The 15,317-nt window shown below is 56.9% G+C and carries 15 protein-coding genes and 3 pseudogenes; 11 read left to right on the top strand and 7 right to left on the bottom strand.

The window, feature by feature from the left end; translation table 11 throughout:
• A partial coding sequence (locus VR74_RS17825; protein ID WP_045699084.1) for a helix-turn-helix domain-containing protein occupies positions 1-470 on the bottom strand: 470 nt, incomplete at its 3' end.
• A 447-nt stretch (positions 471-917) separates the two neighbouring features.
• On the opposite strand from VR74_RS17825, the gene VR74_RS17820 reads away from it, so the two are divergent.
• The 10 genes from VR74_RS17820 to VR74_RS17775 all read left to right on the top strand — a co-directional run bounded on the left by VR74_RS17820 (position 918) and on the right by VR74_RS17775 (position 10,557).
• On the top strand, positions 918-1,685 hold the full coding sequence (locus tag VR74_RS17820) for a DUF3450 domain-containing protein (protein WP_045699046.1): 768 nt from the start codon (positions 918-920) through the stop codon (positions 1,683-1,685).
• Between the two features lie 33 nt (positions 1,686-1,718).
• The gene (locus VR74_RS17815; RefSeq protein ID WP_045699043.1) at positions 1,719-3,119 is read left to right on the top strand and encodes a MotA/TolQ/ExbB proton channel family protein; all 1,401 of its coding nucleotides are present in this window, start codon (positions 1,719-1,721) and stop codon (positions 3,117-3,119) included.
• A 39-nt stretch (positions 3,120-3,158) separates the two neighbouring features.
• Positions 3,159-3,668, top strand: a complete 510-nt coding sequence (locus VR74_RS17810) for a MotA/TolQ/ExbB proton channel family protein (protein ID WP_045699041.1) — start codon at positions 3,159-3,161, stop codon at positions 3,666-3,668.
• Entirely contained in the window at positions 3,668-4,084 is a 417-nt protein-coding gene (locus tag VR74_RS17805) for a biopolymer transporter ExbD (RefSeq protein ID WP_045699039.1), read from the top strand. The genes VR74_RS17810 and VR74_RS17805 overlap by 1 nt, the downstream gene beginning before the upstream one ends.
• 15 nt (positions 4,085-4,099) lie before the next feature.
• Complete coding sequence (locus VR74_RS17800) at positions 4,100-4,519, top strand: biopolymer transporter ExbD (RefSeq protein ID WP_045699037.1); 420 nt, start codon at positions 4,100-4,102, stop codon at positions 4,517-4,519.
• 11 nt (positions 4,520-4,530) lie between these two features.
• The gene (locus tag VR74_RS17795; protein WP_045699035.1) at positions 4,531-5,154 is read left to right on the top strand and encodes an energy transducer TonB; all 624 of its coding nucleotides are present in this window, start codon (positions 4,531-4,533) and stop codon (positions 5,152-5,154) included.
• A 437-nt stretch (positions 5,155-5,591) separates the two neighbouring features.
• Positions 5,592-6,992, top strand: a complete 1,401-nt coding sequence (locus VR74_RS17790) for a tetratricopeptide repeat protein (RefSeq protein WP_045699034.1) — start codon at positions 5,592-5,594, stop codon at positions 6,990-6,992.
• Between the two features lie 501 nt (positions 6,993-7,493).
• Entirely contained in the window at positions 7,494-8,501 is a 1,008-nt protein-coding gene (locus tag VR74_RS17785; protein WP_045699032.1) for a glycosyltransferase family 2 protein, read from the top strand.
• Positions 8,498-8,920 (top strand): GtrA family protein, encoded by a 423-nt coding sequence (locus VR74_RS17780; protein ID WP_045699030.1) that lies wholly within the window; start codon positions 8,498-8,500, stop codon positions 8,918-8,920. The genes VR74_RS17785 and VR74_RS17780 overlap by 4 nt, the downstream gene beginning before the upstream one ends.
• A gap of 101 nt (positions 8,921-9,021) precedes the next feature.
• Positions 9,022-10,557: a glycosyltransferase family 39 protein gene (locus VR74_RS17775; RefSeq protein ID WP_045699027.1), complete on the top strand. Its 1,536-nt coding sequence runs from the start codon at positions 9,022-9,024 to the stop codon at positions 10,555-10,557.
• Positions 10,558-10,717: 160 nt separating this feature from the next.
• Here VR74_RS17775 and VR74_RS17770 read toward each other — a convergent pair whose 3' ends face one another.
• The 4 genes and pseudogenes from VR74_RS17770 to VR74_RS21615 form a co-directional block, all read right to left on the bottom strand.
• A complete protein-coding gene (locus VR74_RS17770) occupies positions 10,718-11,287 on the bottom strand; it encodes a plasmid pRiA4b ORF-3 family protein (protein WP_045699026.1) in 570 nt (189 codons plus the stop codon).
• A complete protein-coding gene (locus tag VR74_RS17765; protein WP_299951153.1) occupies positions 11,284-12,696 on the bottom strand; it encodes an IS66 family transposase in 1,413 nt (470 codons plus the stop codon). Before VR74_RS17765 ends, VR74_RS17770 begins: the two co-directional genes overlap by 4 nt.
• Positions 12,696-12,947 (bottom strand): hypothetical protein, encoded by a 252-nt coding sequence (locus VR74_RS21295; RefSeq protein ID WP_299951150.1) that lies wholly within the window; start codon positions 12,945-12,947, stop codon positions 12,696-12,698. The genes VR74_RS17765 and VR74_RS21295 overlap by 1 nt, the downstream gene beginning before the upstream one ends.
• Positions 12,923-13,042 (bottom strand): annotated as a pseudogene (locus VR74_RS21615) (IS66 family insertion sequence element accessory protein TnpB); the annotation flags it as partial. The pseudogene VR74_RS21615 and the gene VR74_RS21295, both read right to left, overlap by 25 nt.
• A 93-nt stretch (positions 13,043-13,135) precedes the next feature.
• On the opposite strand from VR74_RS21615, the pseudogene VR74_RS17760 reads away from it, so the two are divergent.
• A pseudogene (locus VR74_RS17760) lies at positions 13,136-14,484 on the top strand (IS1182 family transposase).
• A gap of 41 nt (positions 14,485-14,525) precedes the next feature.
• Here VR74_RS17760 and tnpB read toward each other — a convergent pair.
• Together tnpB and VR74_RS17750 are read right to left on the bottom strand one after the other, a co-directional pair.
• A pseudogene (tnpB, locus tag VR74_RS17755) lies at positions 14,526-14,753 on the bottom strand (IS66 family insertion sequence element accessory protein TnpB); the annotation flags it as partial.
• On the bottom strand, positions 14,750-15,103 hold the full coding sequence (locus tag VR74_RS17750; RefSeq protein WP_045699024.1) for a transposase: 354 nt from the start codon (positions 15,101-15,103) through the stop codon (positions 14,750-14,752). The pseudogene tnpB and the gene VR74_RS17750, both read right to left, overlap by 4 nt.
• Positions 15,104-15,317 lie beyond the last annotated feature (214 nt).

Raw genomic sequence — 15,317 nt, 5'->3', positions numbered from 1 at the left:
CCGAGACGGAACTCTCCCTTGAAGTCGACACACCAGAGGGCATTGGGAACCGATCCGGATGAAAGGGAGGTTCCCAATGCCCTCTGGCGCCTCTTGCCTGCCCGCTTCACAAGGCCGTAGCGGTCAAGGACAGCATGAATGGTCGAGCGGGCGGGAATGCGCACGTCACCTGCCAGGCGCCGCACCAGGAGCTCCCTGATCTTGCGGGCGCCCCAGTGGGGCTTGTCCTTTTTGGCATCGATGATCGCCCGCTCGATGGGCACCGGCAGCTGGTTGGCATACCGCACCGGCCGTCGGGAGCGATCCTCAAGGGCAATCAGCCCCTCTTCCTTGTAACGATTGAAGATCTTGTAGCCGGTCTTGCGCGAAATTCCGAACTCCCGGCAAAGATCCGTCATCGATTCACCCTCCAGCCGGCGGGCGACAAAGCGCAGTCTCTCGTCCATTTTCGATTGTTCCTTCCATGGCATCGTAACCTCCCGCCAAAGCGGAAAGTGTTACCCATGTGTCCGGTACAATCTGTCACCTATGTCTCGAGCCGCTCAGGTGTTCGCGATGGCGCAATCTTCTTTGTTACTGTATTGCAAGAGTTGCGTTCGCGCGTGACGCGGATATTTTCTAAACGAATCGTAAAGCCTTGTTGATCCCGTCGTTCAGGGTTGTTAGCGTCGAAGTTCGCAAATAAGGGCGTTGCGGACTTGTTGCTAGAATGGCAAGGGTCAAAGCGAGAGAGCGAGCAGCGCTCCAGAATGGGCAGGTGTCGGGCGTCTTCGCCTTGCGACTTCCAACATAACTCGGCCGGTGTGTTTTTTGGCCAGGCATTGAAACCGGGACATCTTCGCTAGCAGGATGCCTGATTGTCGAATTTCCCGCGCAAATTTTTTGCGCGACCGTTTGGAGAGTGAGAGGCAAACCTCATGAAGAAACTTCTGTCACCAGCTCGCGGCGTCATTGCCGCTGCGCTGATTGCTGGACTGGCCATTCCGGCCCAGGCTCAGTTGCGCGATGCGCTTAATACGGGCGAGCAGGCCACACGGCGTGCTGAACAAGTCCAGGAACAAATCAACCAGCTCGACGATCAGCGCACCGATATGGTTCGCGAGTATCGGACCTTGCTGCAGCGTCGCGACGCTGCCGAGCTCTACTCCAAGCAGCAGGAACTTGTTGTGAAGAGCCAGCGCGAAGAGATCGTGTCTCTTACCGAGCAGCTTGGGTCGATCGACGACATCACGGCTCAGACGGTCCCAATGCTCCTGAGCATGGTTGAAGAGCTTCAGAACTTCGTTGCAGCTGACCTTCCATTCAAGCAGACGGAACGTGAAGCCCGTCTCGAAGGTCTGGTCGGCATCATGCAGCAGCCCAATGTTACGGCTGCTGAGCAGTACCGGCTCATCATGGACGCCTATCAGGCTGAAATGGAATACGGCCGCACGATCAGCACCTGGCAGGAAGAGATCGACCTCGACGGTAACCCGACGACGGTTGACATGTTCCTCTATGGCCGCGTTGCACTCGTCTATCTGACGCCAAACGGCAAGGCATCTCGCTACAATAGGGCGACGGGTGCTTGGGAATCGCTTCCTGGCAAATATGCGCCTGATATCGCCAAGGCGATCCGCGTTGCGCAGGGCAAGGCACAACAGGACGTCCTGTTTGCTCCGGTTCAGAAATTCTCGGTCGAATAGTCGGCGCGATCCAGGGAACAAGAGGTACAGAAAATGTTGAATATTAAATCCTCGCTGAAGGCTCTGGGCGCGGCAACGCTGCTCGGTCTCAGCTCAGTAACACTTGCGGCTCCTGCAGATGCACAGGCGACATTGAAGTCGGTTCTGGACAGCATCCGCAAGGACTCAAATGAAATGTCCGCCGCTGACCAGGCTCGCCTGCGCGAGTTCCAGCAGGACAAGAATGCCCAGGAAGCCAAGATGGCTGAGGCGCGCAATGCGCTTGCAGTTGTCGAGGCTCGCGGACGTGCACTCGGCGCTGAATTTGACGCCAACGAAGCAGAGCTTGGTGCTCTTGAAGCTCAAGTATCTGAACAGGCGGGTGACTTCCAGGAACTGCTCGGCCAGTTCCGGACTGCAGCTGGTGAAACGATGCCAGAGATTGCGAACTCGTTTGCGAACTTTGACTATCCCGACCGCGTTGAAGGCATTGCAGAAATTGCCGAAGCCCGCACACTTCCTAACCGGGCTCAGCTTGAACGTCTGCCGAAGGCAATGCTGCAGGAAATGCTGGCGCAGTCAGAAGTGAAAACGTTTACCGCCGTGGTCGATGGCATCGGTCCTGACGGTTCGAACGCTGAAGCCGAGCTGATGCGTGTCGGCGTGTTCACCGCCGCGACAACGAACGGCAAGAAGTTTGTTGAAGTGAAAAAGGCTGGCAGTGGCGACACGTTCCTGCAGGCCTTCAAGCAACAGCCCGCTGGCGCGTTCGCGTCGGGAATGGGTTCGCTGATCAATGCGGGCCCCGACCAGATCGTTCGCGCGCCGGTTGATCCTTCGAAGGGCAACCTGTTCGGCATTCTCGGCGACCTTCCGAAGTTCAGTGATCGTCTCCAGCAGGGTGGCCCTGTTGGTGCTGTGATCGCCGTGCTTGCGGCTATCGGTATCCTGATCGGCTTCTATAAGATGTTCACGCTCTTCACGATGGGCGGGGCGATGCGGAAAACCGCGAAAACCCGTCAAGCAGGCACCGGCAACCCGCTGGCGCGCGTATTCGAAGCGTATGAGACGAACCGCAACACCGACATCGAGACGCTTGAACTCAAACTCGACGAACAGATCCTCCGTGAATCTCCACGCATTGAGCGCTTCAACGACATCATCAAGGTGTTCGCGGCTGTGGCTCCTCTGCTCGGACTTCTCGGTACGGTTATCGGTATGATCATTACCTTCACCACGATCACGATCTACGGTGCAGGCGATCCGAAACTGATGGCTGGCGGTATCTCGGTCGCACTTATGACCACCGTGTTTGGCCTTGTGGCCGCCATTCCGCTCTTGCTGATCCACGCTGTTGCCTCGTCGATGGCGCGTGCCAACCAGCAAATCCTCGACGAGCAGGCTGCTGGCCTGGTTGCCGAGAAAGCGGAATCCCTGCGCGGGGCGATGGCGTAAGCCATCCCCCTCGTTTCACTCGAGGAGGAGGAACCCGATATGGGTTTTGCAGATCTACAAGCTTTCCTCGATCGTGGCGGTCCCGTGTTGATTGTCATTATGGCAGCAACATTCTTCATGTGGGCACTTATCCTGGAACGGTTGTTCTATTTCAGGTTCGCTCACAAGCAGGTGGCCGCGGAAGCGATCGCGGAGTGGCGCTCGCGCTCCGATCGGAAATCAACATTAGCCCATTGGGTGAAAGACAAGCTGGTGTCTGAAGTTCGTTTGAAAGCCGAACAGAACGTTCAGTTGACCAAGGCCATGGTGGCGCTCGCGCCGCTTCTCGGCCTGCTTGGAACGGTGACAGGGATGGTGGCTGTGTTTGACGTCATGGCCATCACCAATGGCGCGGATGCTAAGGCCATGTCGGCCGGTGTGTCGCGTGCCACGATCCCGACAATGGCCGGCATGGTCGCGTCGCTTTCTGGCATTCTCTTCACATCCGGCATGGATCGCCGCGTGAACAGGTCTGTCCAGTGGGTTGAAGACGAGATGGAGATCGGTTGATGCGCGGACGCAAAACAAGAAATGTGGACGAAGCCAATGTCGATCTCACGCCGATGCTGGACGTGGTGTTCATTCTTCTGATCTTCTTCATTGTGACGGCAACGTTTGCTCAGGAAGAGGCGCTGGGACTTGAACCTCCACCTCCGCCTGCTCCGGAACAGGAGCCAGACAAACAGGTGCCCGCCATCCTGATCCTGATTGACGAGTCAAACCTCATCACCGTGAACGGGCGCGCGACAGACATCGGTTCGGTTCGGGCGAATATTGAGCGTGTCCGGGCCGAGACGCCGGAGAGTGCCGTCGTTATCCAGGCCCATCCCAAGGCCAAGAGCGGTGTTATCGTTCTGATCCGGGATGCAGCTTACAACGCTGGCTATATGGACCGGGTTAACCTTGTCCTGACAGCAGTAGAATAAGAGGAGCGACAAGACATGGCACGCAGAAAACGCCAGTCCGCCAGTGGCGGCGGAGGAGCGGAAGACGACGTCAACTTGACGCCCATGCTGGACGTTGTGTTCATTCTTCTGATCTTCTTCATTGTGACAGCCCAGTTCATCAAGGAGCCCGGGGTTCCAATCGTTCGTCCGGAAGTGGACAACAAAGCCCAGGTCAAACCGCTTGCGATCCTCATCGCAATCAACAAGGACAGTGAAATCTACATCGACAAAAAGAAGGTCGATCCGAACGAAATGGGCTTTACGTTCAAGCAATTGCGTGAGGACAATCCGTTGGGTGAGGTCGTCGTTCAAGCCGATGTGGATTCGCAAGCCGAAGTGCTTGTCGACGTGATGGAAACGATCAACAAGATCGACGGCGCGACGGTCATCAATATTTCGGCCAAGCGAGAGTAGGAGACCAAGACATGTTCAACAGTCCTTTTCTCAGGTTAGTGGTGGCATTCGCGATTGCGGTGCCGATCGTCTACTTGCTCTTCATTCTTATGAGTTCGTTGATCAACGTCACCGAAATCAGGGTTGATAAGGGTGAGCAGCGGGTTCTTTCGGCGATCACACCACAGCAGCAGGACAGCGAAATCCGGACACGCCAGCGCTCCAAGCCGAAGCGTCTTGATTCAGCTGCGAAGCCGCCACCGCCACCGAAAGTGTCAGCGACCAAGTCGCAGATCAACCTTCCGACTCCGAAAATCGCGGGCGCCGCGCCAACGGAGCTGAACCTCGGCCGGATGCAGTCGCTTGCGATCGACCCGGTGGCTATTTCCGACCGGGACGCTCAACCTATTCGTCCACCAACGCCTTCGTTCCCGCAACGTGCGGCAGAGCGCGGCATTGAAGGAAACTGCGATGTCCGTTTCGATGTGGACACGCGCGGGCGCCCCTACAATGTCCAGGCAACGTGCACGAACGACATGTTTACGCGCGAAGCTGAACGGGCCGTTTCCCGAGTTGAATTCGCACCGAAGATCATTCGGGGCAAAGCAGCAGAGCGCAAGAATGTTGTGTATCCGCTCGAATTCAAACTCCAATAGGATCGGACCTGCATAGGCTCCTCACTCAATCAAGAGCGCTCCCTTGGGGCGCTCTTTTTTTGGAAACCGGTGGGGGTGTGAGCTCTGGTCGACCTGGTTTGAGGATGGCTTGAGTGAAAGCGGCGAAAATGATATAAGGTAACATTGTCGAACTTGATTACCTTCGTTCCGTTCGAGCAGAGTCTGCCTGTGCGGTGTCAGTCGGAGCATTCCTGCTCTCATCTCGTGATGAGTGATGAATGGCGAGATGTCGGATGACGAATTACATTGACGAAACGGGTGATAGCGACCCATAAAGTTATGGATACGCACACCTTAAATCGGGCAGAAGCGCGCTGTGAAATAGCTTCATTTTTCGCGCAGAAGTTCTTGATCCCGCCCAACAATTCCGATTGATTGGGCCAAACGCCGCGAGCAGCGCGGTCAGGAGAGGAAAGATGGGAATTAGAGCAACTCTCAAGAGCGCCGTTGTCGTGGGCCTGATGGTCACGATGGGAGCGGGTGCCGCGCTGGCGCAGGCTTGTACCGAGACAGAATTCACCTCGAAAACGGGACAGACCTATCTCGAGGCCGAACAGGCAGCGATGGTCAAAAAGGATTTTGCGACCGCGATTGCGAAACTCAATTCACTGCGCTCTCAGCCTTTGAATTGCTACGAAGAAGGCGCTGTCATCAAGCTGTCTGCTTACATCAAGATCGAGAACGGTGATCGCAAAGGTGCGGTGCAGGATCTTCTGACAGCTCTGAACAAGGGCTACATTCCAGAAGCGGACGCTGCGCAGACCTATTACAATATTGCCCAGATCTATCTTCAGGAAGAAGATCTCGTCAAAGCGCTTGAATATATGAACAAGTGGCAGCAGGCTGGTGGCAAGCCAGACCGCACGCAAAAGTGGCAACTGGCTGTCCTTAATCAGCGTGCAGACAAGTTCAAGGAAGCGGTCCGCTGGGCTGAGGAGGTTCGCCGTGAAGACGGATCGAACTTCAAGCAGGAAGTCTATGATCTCTTGTTGTTCCTTTACAACCAGACTGACGAAAAGGCGAAAATGGCCGAGGTTCTGGAGGTGCTCGTAGAGCGCAATCCGACTGAGCGGAAATACTGGGATGCGATCGCAGGCAACTATTTTGCGGATAATGAAGAGCGCAAGGCATTCGAAGTTCAAAAAGCGATGTATCTTGGTGGTCTTTTGACGACGCAGGACGAGCTCATGCGCATCGTGAACTTCTACAATCGCTTTAACGCGCCGTATCATGCCGCGCGCATTCTCGAGAAAGAGATGAATGCGGGGCGCATCACGAAGAACCTGGAGCGGCTTGAGCTGCTGGCGAACCTTTATCAGGTTGCACGTGAACACGAAAAGGCTATCCCGGTCATCAAGCAGGCTGCTGATGCCGGCGGTGGCGGTGCGATGTATGAACGTCTCGGTCGCTCCTATGCCGACCTCCAGAAGTGGAAAGAATCGGAAGAAGCACTTACCAAGGCGATAAGCATGGGCGGCGTCAAGGATCGCGGCAACGCTTACGTTCTGATCGGGCAGTCGCGCTATGAGCGTGGTGATCGCTCCGGGGCGCGGGAATCCTTCAAGACGGCAGGCAATACTGCAGGGCGTAGCTGGATCGACTTCATGAACTCGGAGGAGAACACCAAACGTGCTCTCGTCTGTTTCGAAGTTCAGTCTGCCTGGCTCAACGTAGAGAACGAGGCGAAAATCTGTAAGCGGCTCGCTGTTCTCGGAGAAGAGAATCTCCCGGAGAATTGCAAGACGATCAAGGATCGTCTGGAAGCTGCCGAAGCCAAGTTCAACGCCACGCCAGAGTGCAAAGGGCAGGGCACTTGATTTAGCCAAAATCTTCGCGTCCTCAGTTTGAGCGTGCATTAATCAAGAGCCCCGAGTTGAACGCTCGGGGTTCTTTATGTATTCGGCTATTCGTTCCCGACGAAGTGGCATTGCCTCTGATAACCTTCAGGATCTTTCGCCCACTTGATTGTATGGTTGGTTCCTTCGAGGCTGGGAGGGTCGACAATGGACGAGAAAGAAGGCAGGTCGATGGGGAGTTTGGCTCTCATCAATGTGGCCCGGATACGGGTTCCTCGATCCCGAGTTATTGGCGCGATCGACTTCCAGGGCAGAACCTATGCTTTTCGAACACAGATGTTCAGGTCTGAAGCAAGCCTGCCATCCATGGTTCGACGATCACGACGAAGCCGGGTATGTGGTATTGGACTTGCACTTAGTCATGCTCATAAAGGCTTCACACTTGATGTTCACCGAGCGCATGGGCCGGGCGTGTGAACCGGCAGACAGCAACCGGGACTTTCAATCGTACAGGGTCGAGATATGCAAAAACCGGAAATATCGATCATTGTGCCTTGGTACAATGAGGCGGAAAACTGTGCGCATTTTTTTGAAACAGTTGTGCCCATCTTGGAAGACGTCACAGTCTCCTATGAAATCGTCTGCGTGAATGATGGTAGCAAAGACGACACGTTCAGTTTGCTGCGCGCACATCGCTCCGAAAACCCGAATATCAAGATTGTCAATCTATCGCGTAACTTCGGAAAGGAAGCCGCGCTTTCCGCCGGGGTCGATATAGCCTCAGGACGTGCCGTCATTCCTATGGACGCAGACCTTCAGGACCCGCCGGAATTGCTCGACGCCATGGTGAAGGCCTGGCGGGACGGCGCTCAGGTTGTACTGGCCCGTCGGATGGATCGTCAGAGCGACAGCGTGTTGAAACGTGCGACATCCCGTTGGTTCTATGAACTGTTTTCCAGAATGGCCAAGCCGGCAATCCCCAAGAATGTCGGTGACTACCGGCTGATGGACCGGATCGTGGTGGACGCGCTGAAGCAACTTCCCGAACGCTCCCGCTTCATGAAAGGTCTGTTCGCCTGGGTCGGCTTTCGCCAGATCACCCTCGACTATACCCGTCCGCAACGTGCTGCGGGGAGCACCAAGTTCAATTATCTGAAATTGTGGAATTTTGCGCTTGATGGCATTTTTTCCTTCAGCTCCCTGCCACTGAAGATATGGTCCTATTTTGGCTTCCTTGTGAGCATGGTCGCCATCATCTTCATGGCGTTTCTCATCGCTCGAACGATTTTGACGGGCATAGATACGCCTGGCTATGCGTCCACGCTGAGCATCATTCTATTGTTCAATGGGATTATTCTGATCAGCATGGGGGCAATGGGTGAATATATTTCCCGTATCTTCATAGAGGTCAAGCAGCGGCCAATATACCTGATCAACGAGATGGAAGGATTTGAGGCAAGTATCGACAGCAATGCGACTTCATTGCCAGATGTGCCGGTCGGCGGGCCGCCAGAAACGGCCAGAAAATGAACCCATTGAAACTGGACCGGCGCACCGTGGAATTGGCCTGTTTTGGCGCGGTTGGTCTTGCCGCCTCCCTGACACACTTTGGCACCGCCATTTGGCTGATAGAACACGCTGGCCTGGGTGCATCGCGCGCGAACATTCTTGCCTTCCTGGCGGCTTTGCCCATCAGCTATGTTGGGCATGCCTTTTTTACATTCTCTGCTAAGCGCTATGGTCGGGGTTCTGATCTGACGCGGCAATCAGCGGGTCGGTTTGTTGTTCTTGCGATGACGGGATTTTTGCTCAACCAGGCCAGCGTGGTGCTGTTCGTGGAAACACTCGGCTGTCCTCCGCGGATTGTCTTTGGCCTGACCATTCTTGGAGTTGCCGGATTCCTGTTTATTGCGAGCAAGTTCTGGGCCTTCAGGGGATCGTCGCGTTGATACATCCTGGTCGCCTGGACTGGCATATACGGAAGGCAGATAGTCTTCTGCTTGACGCTCCCCGTCATGTGTCTGCACGAACTGAGTATACCGGCCTTGCCATGCTGCTCGTCCTCGGTGCATTTCTGCGCCTGGCTACGCTGTCTCATGACTCCCTCTGGGCGGATGAGGCGTACACGCTTTCAGTTGCACAGCTGCCTTTTGCTCACCTCTGGGGCGTTCCGTTCGATGTCCATCCGCCTTTGTTCTATTCGCTGGTAAAAGTTTTTTTCGCCTTCGGTTTAAGCGAAGCAACTGTGCGCATTGCGTCGGCGCTGGCGTCAACTTTTACCCTGCTGGTCGTTTATTTCCTGACCAAATGGCTGATCGGCAATGTCGGAGCACTCGTGACTTTGGCACTGAGTGCAACCTCTTACACAAGCCTGGTCTATGCGGATGATGGCCGCAATTATGCGCTCTTGTCGGCCTTTCTTCTTCTCTCTTACTCAGCGCTTTTCCAAGTGGTGCAGGCTCTGCGCTCGGATGATCCCGTTCCCAACAGGACAACATTGCTGGGCTGGTTAGCGACTTATAACATCGCGGCCGTCGCGGCGCTGTACACGCACAACTCAGCTGTATTCTATATCGCATCTGCAAACATGGCCTGGGCGCTTGTTGTGCTTTTTACCAGCCCAAGGGAGCTGGTTCGATTTTGCCTGAGGCTTGTCGTGTTGAATGGACTGGTCGTTCTTGCCTGGCTTCCCTGGCTCATGACGCTTTTCTCAACCTCGGCTGACTTTACCTGGCTGGAACAAGCCCGTCCGATTGAGGCGATCAGGACGCTTCTTGTAACGATTCTACCCAACAATATCAGTGTTCCAGGAGCCTTGGCGTATCTGGCTATAATCGGAACTGGCACCATCATTGCCTTGCGACGCGGCGGTACGTTGCTCACGGTCGTCTGCTTCCATCTGATCGCCTTCCCATTCTTTATTTGGATGTTCGGCTTCGTATACAAGCCGATCTTCATGGAGCGAACAGTATTGCCTGCCATATTCGGTGGCGCGCTCAGCGTCGGAGTCGTTCTTGCATTTCTGAGGTCGCGGTTCGTCGCCATTTTGATCGCGTGTATCGCGATTTCATTGAGCCTTGTGTCATCAGCGAGCTATCTCGGCCGTGGCAAGGATAAAGACCATTACGGGGCACATATTGTACAGGACTGGAGGTCGGCGGTCGCCGAAAGTCCCGGAGGTGATCGCAGCGCAATTGTCCTTTGCGAGCCCTTCAGTCATCCTGCCGTTAGCTTCTATGCTCCAGACACTAGCATCCTGTTCCTGCGTTCAAATAATAATCTGTTGCCCGTGACAAATGCGCAATGGCGCAAGCTGTACGGCATGCCCGCTACGGCTCGGCTTCCCCATCTTGAAGAGAGCCTTGCGCGCATCGTTGCAGAAGACGACGTGTCGGAACTTTCGATTGATCAGTTAGCTGAACGATTTGATCACGTCACCACTGTGCGTGCCAATATTTTCTGCGACGACAGCTTTCTGTCATCATCCATAGAGCGCTTTCGCCAAGCAGGCTTTGAAGCCGATCCGCTGCGAAGCTACCCGGGGGTTACCGCAAGAACTTTCAACGGGACCTTCCCACAGGATTGATATGGGGCGGTAATCATCCCGGAAACAAGGGACTTGAGAACTGGGTTTCTCCGGCTTTGATGAGGCACAGAGAAGAACATGAAGAACTGGGGATGTGCAAACGGGCACATCCTGGCGAAATCAGGATCGAGACGTAAGCGTCCGGCCTGAGCGCCCTTGATCACTTCTTCGCCGGCCTGGCCTTTGCGAGACTTCCAAACCACAGGCGAACGGTTTGCCGGTCGATATTCTGGGGATCGAACTTCCGGCCATACCAGTTGAGCATTTGATCGTGTTCTTCATGCGAAGGGTCAGAGATGGCCTCGAGGAACATCTCGTATCCATGAGGACCGCCGACATCTTCAGGCGGTGTCCTGTACTCCCCTTCGATGAACCGTGGCAGGCGCGCGCCAGTTTCGGCTTCGAAGACGTCCAGAACATCGATGCGGTGTTCCCAGTTGTCACCGAAGTCATAGGTGTAGAGGAAGCTCTCGCCCTTCATGCTTTTGAGCCGTGTGAGCTTTGCGATGCTGGCCTTGTGGACCTTCATGTCCGGATCGTCGTCAAAGGGCATGCCGTAGCGCTTATCGCCGATCTCGAACTCCCAGAGGTGATAGTCCTGCCAGAGAAACGCGGCCTGGATCGCGTCGTGAAGGTTTTTCAACGACATCGAAAGCGGAACTTCGATCACGCGCCATGGCGCCGGGTTGAGGTCGTGAAGCGTGATCCGGAGGCGGGCGGCGTCAATCATGCCACGAGATTATCCCGGGCGCTGCGATCGGGGAAGTTCCAGGGCGCGAGATCTGCGACGCGGTTGATCGGATGATCGGCAATCCGGGACAGGATATGCGTGAGCCAGGCTTGTGGATCCACGTCATTGAGCCTGGCGGTCTCGATCAGGGTGTAGGCGATGGCAGCGGCATGTCCTCTGCCCTCGGAGCCTGCAAACAGCCAGTTTTTACGCCCGATAGCCAGGCCCCGCATGCCGCGTTCGGCGGCGTTCGACGGGAAATCGCAGTGCGATAGCTGATCCGTCTTACTGTCGATCTCCAGATGCCCATTCGACAGATAGATTTCCAGCCGCGGCAGGCGTGTCAGGGCATAGCGGATGGCCTTTGCCAGGTCTGACTTGCCGGAGATCTTTGGTAGTTCAGATTGCAGCCAGCTGATCAGGTCATCGAACACCGGCCGGGCTTTTGCCTGGCGTATTTCAACACGTGTGTCTGGCGGCTGGCCGCGGGCTTCGGCTTCGACCGCGTAAAGCGCCGCAATGCGCGCCACCGCTTCGGTCGCAACAGCTGAACCGGTCGCCTTGGCGATATCGAAGAACTTGCGCCTTATATGGGCCAGACAGGCGACTTCGGTGATCCTGCCGGACCGGTAAAGTTCTTCGAACCCTGCATAGCCATCGGCATGCATGAACCCGGAGTATCCCTTCAGGTGCTCTGCGGGGCGGATGCCCTTGCGGTCCATACTGAACCTATAGAACGCCGCTGGAGGTGCGCCCGATCCGTGAGCTCGTTCGTCGCGCGCATAGACCCAGACCCTGCCGGTCTTTGTCTTGCCGTTGAAGGGCGCGAGAACCGACACCGGTGTATCATCGGCATGGATCGCAGCGCCCGCGCGCACATGCTGCCCAATCGCCTCAGCCATCGGCTCAAGCAATGCTGTCGACTTGCCGGCCCAGTCGGCCATTGTCGAACGTTCAAGCTCGATGCCTTCACGGGCATAGATCTGGCTCTGCCGGTAGAGTGGCAGGTGGTCGGCATACTTGGAGACGAGGACATGCGCGAGCAGGCCCGGGCCGGGGCGACCGCGTTCGATCGGACGTCTGGGAAGCGGGGCCTGGTGGAACCGGTCACAACAGGTGCAGGCCATGCGGGGGCGCACATAGCGGTTCACCATGAACCGGCCGTTCGACGTGCAGTCGCGGTGCGATTGCATTTCCGTCTCACCATACTCGAGCTCCTCGGTCACATCCTCGCCAACGCGCTTCAGCTTGCCGCCGCAGTCATTGCAGGCCTCGCCCGTCTCAAGCACCTGTTCGGTCCTTGGCAGATGATCCGGCAGCGGCTTGCGGGCTAGCTTGTCCTTCGAGGCAGGCTCTGGCGCGCCAGCGGGAACCTCTGTGCTGCGGGTGATCTCCAGGTCTTCCAGCATCAGCTGGAGCTGCTGGAGGCCTTCGGCCGTGATCCGAACCGATGACGGGCCATCCCTGACAACTGGAGCTTCAGCTTCTCGATCAGCAGGTCGCGGCCACGCAACTCGATATGCGCGTCGCGCAGCATCGCCTTCAGCGCTTCGACATCATCGGGAAGATCAGCCACATCCGACATAGGCAGGAAACTACCCTGCTTCGCCTCCCCAGTGAATCCCGAAAATCGCTTTACCCTGTCGTCAGAGGCCGCCATGTCTGCTTCGTGATCCGCCAGTCGATCCCTTCAAGCAACATCGACAGTTGCGCCTGGCTGAGGTGTACCTTGCCATTCTTCGCCGCCGGCCACAGTGATACGGATCAGCAATCGATCCAGCGGGGGCTGTTGAAAAAGCCTCTGACTGTTGATTCACTGTGATTCGTATCTGCTGCTTTGGAGTTGACATGTTGGGTCGCAAGGAACGCGGACAGTTGGAGTTGTTCATCACCGGTTCGCTGCGTGACCTGATCCCCGATGATCATGTCCTGGTGCGGATAGATCGGGTTCTCGATCTGGGATGGCTTCGCGCTGAGGTGGCCGAGCTTTATTGTGCCGAGAATGGCCGTCCCGGTATCGATCCCGAAGTGGCTGTGCGCCTGATGCTTGCGGGCTTCCTGCTCGGGGTCGTCCAGGACCGGCGGCTGATGCGTGAAGCGCAGGTCAACCTCGCGATCCGCTGGTTCATCGGCTACGCCTTGCATGAAGCCCTGCCGGATCATTCCTCGTTGACGCGCATCCGCTAACGCTGGGGTGAAGACGTGTTCCGCCGGATTTTCACCCGCGTCGTGCGGCAGTGCCAGGCGGCCGGTCTGGTCTCAGCCGAGACCGTCCACATCGACGCCAGTCTGATCCGGGCGAATGTCAGCATGGATGCGCTGGTTTCGCGCCATATTGATGCCGCCCTCGACGTCAATGACGTGGCGCGCGACGCGCGCACGATCGGCAAGTTCAAGAAGGTCTGCCGCACGGACCCCGACGCAACAATGGCCACGTCCTCGATGGCGCCGCTGCGCCCTTCCTACAAGCAGCATACCGCTGTGGATGACCTGGAAGGTGTCGTGGTCGATGTGGAAATCGTGACGGGTGAGGCGCATGATACGGGTCAGTTCGAGCAACGCCTCGACGCCATCGAAGAGACCCTCGCGATGGCCCCGGACCGGATCACGGCGGATGCGGCCTACGGCGTGGGAAAGGTCTATGCCGTCCTTGAAGACCGCGAGATCGAGGGTGTCATACCGCCTCGGCCCGCGACCCGGCGGGCAGGCGCACAGGCTTTGCGACCGAACGTTTCAAATACGATCCCTATCATGATGTTGTCCGCTGCCCGGCAAAGAAGCAGCTGACGGCCCGAAGCACCACGAAATCGGGGCGATGGTATCGCGCCGATCGTCGCGACTGCGCGCGCTGTCCCCTTAAGGCGCAGTGTCTGCCCAAGGCGGGCCCGTCGCGCAGGGTTCACATCGTGACAAACCATGCCGCAATTCTTCGCGCCCGACGCAAGCGCGCGGCTTGGGGTGAAGACGAATACGCAATCTACACCCGCCACCGATGGCGGGTCGAAGGTGCGCACGGGACGGCCAAGACTCTCCATGGACTCGCCAGAGCCGTCCGAATGGGCCTCGAAAACATGAAGATCCAAGCCTTGCTGACAGCAATTGCCATGAACCTCAAGAAGCTGGCGGCCGCAATCGTGCTTTTGTTCCGATTGATCATCACATGGAACGCGGCTCGACCCGTCTCAGCGCAGACCTGAAACGACTTTTTCAACAGCCCCCAGCGGATCGATTGCCCGGCGAACCGGCCGCGCTCAAGGCGCTTGGCAAAAAGGCACGCGCCCTGGCCGTCCCACCAGATGATCTTCACAAGATCACCTCCGCGTCCCCGGAACACGAACAGGTGGCCGCAGAAGGGATCCCCCTCCAGGACCTTCTCGGCCAGTGCGGAAAGGCCATTAAAGCCCTTGCGCATGTCGGTCACGCCAGCCGCCAGCCAGACCCTGGTCGTAGCCGGAACCGGGATCATGTCACCTGCCTCAGGGCACGCAACACCCTCACCAGGGATGGCTCGTCCCTGCAGCGGATACGTGCTCCCGCCGCCAGTTCCACGATCACGTCATCGCCTGGTCCCGACATAGGTTGGGCGGTCACCGCGACAGGCGCCGGACCGATCTTGACCGGAAGGAAACCCGTGACCGCCTTGTCACCGCCAAAGCGAGGGTCACGAAGCCAGTTGAAAATGACGTTCGCGTTCATGCCATGTCGGCGGGCCACTTCGGCTACCGACACAAACGGCTCCCGCGTCTCGGCCAGGACCTGGAGCTTGAACGCCCTTGAATAACTCCGCCGCTTGCGCACAGGCTTATGGTCAAACATGGTCGGATCGTGTCCACTTAAATCAGGCGGACACTATCCGCCTCCATCCGACCAAAATCAGCATCGAGGCGTTCACCACAAGGGCGGGAAGACCGGACGGTTACATCGAGACTTTCACCACAAGGGCCGGTAGACTGGACGGGCAGGTTGCCTGGCCCAATTGAAAGAGCCGCCAGCGTATGCCTCGCCGGCGGCTCTTTCCAGAACCTGAGTC

Source organism: Hyphomonas sp. BRH_c22 (assembly GCF_000961795.1).
GTDB lineage: Bacteria > Pseudomonadota > Alphaproteobacteria > Caulobacterales > Hyphomonadaceae > Hyphomonas.
This window is presented reverse-complemented; position numbering and strand designations above follow the sequence as displayed.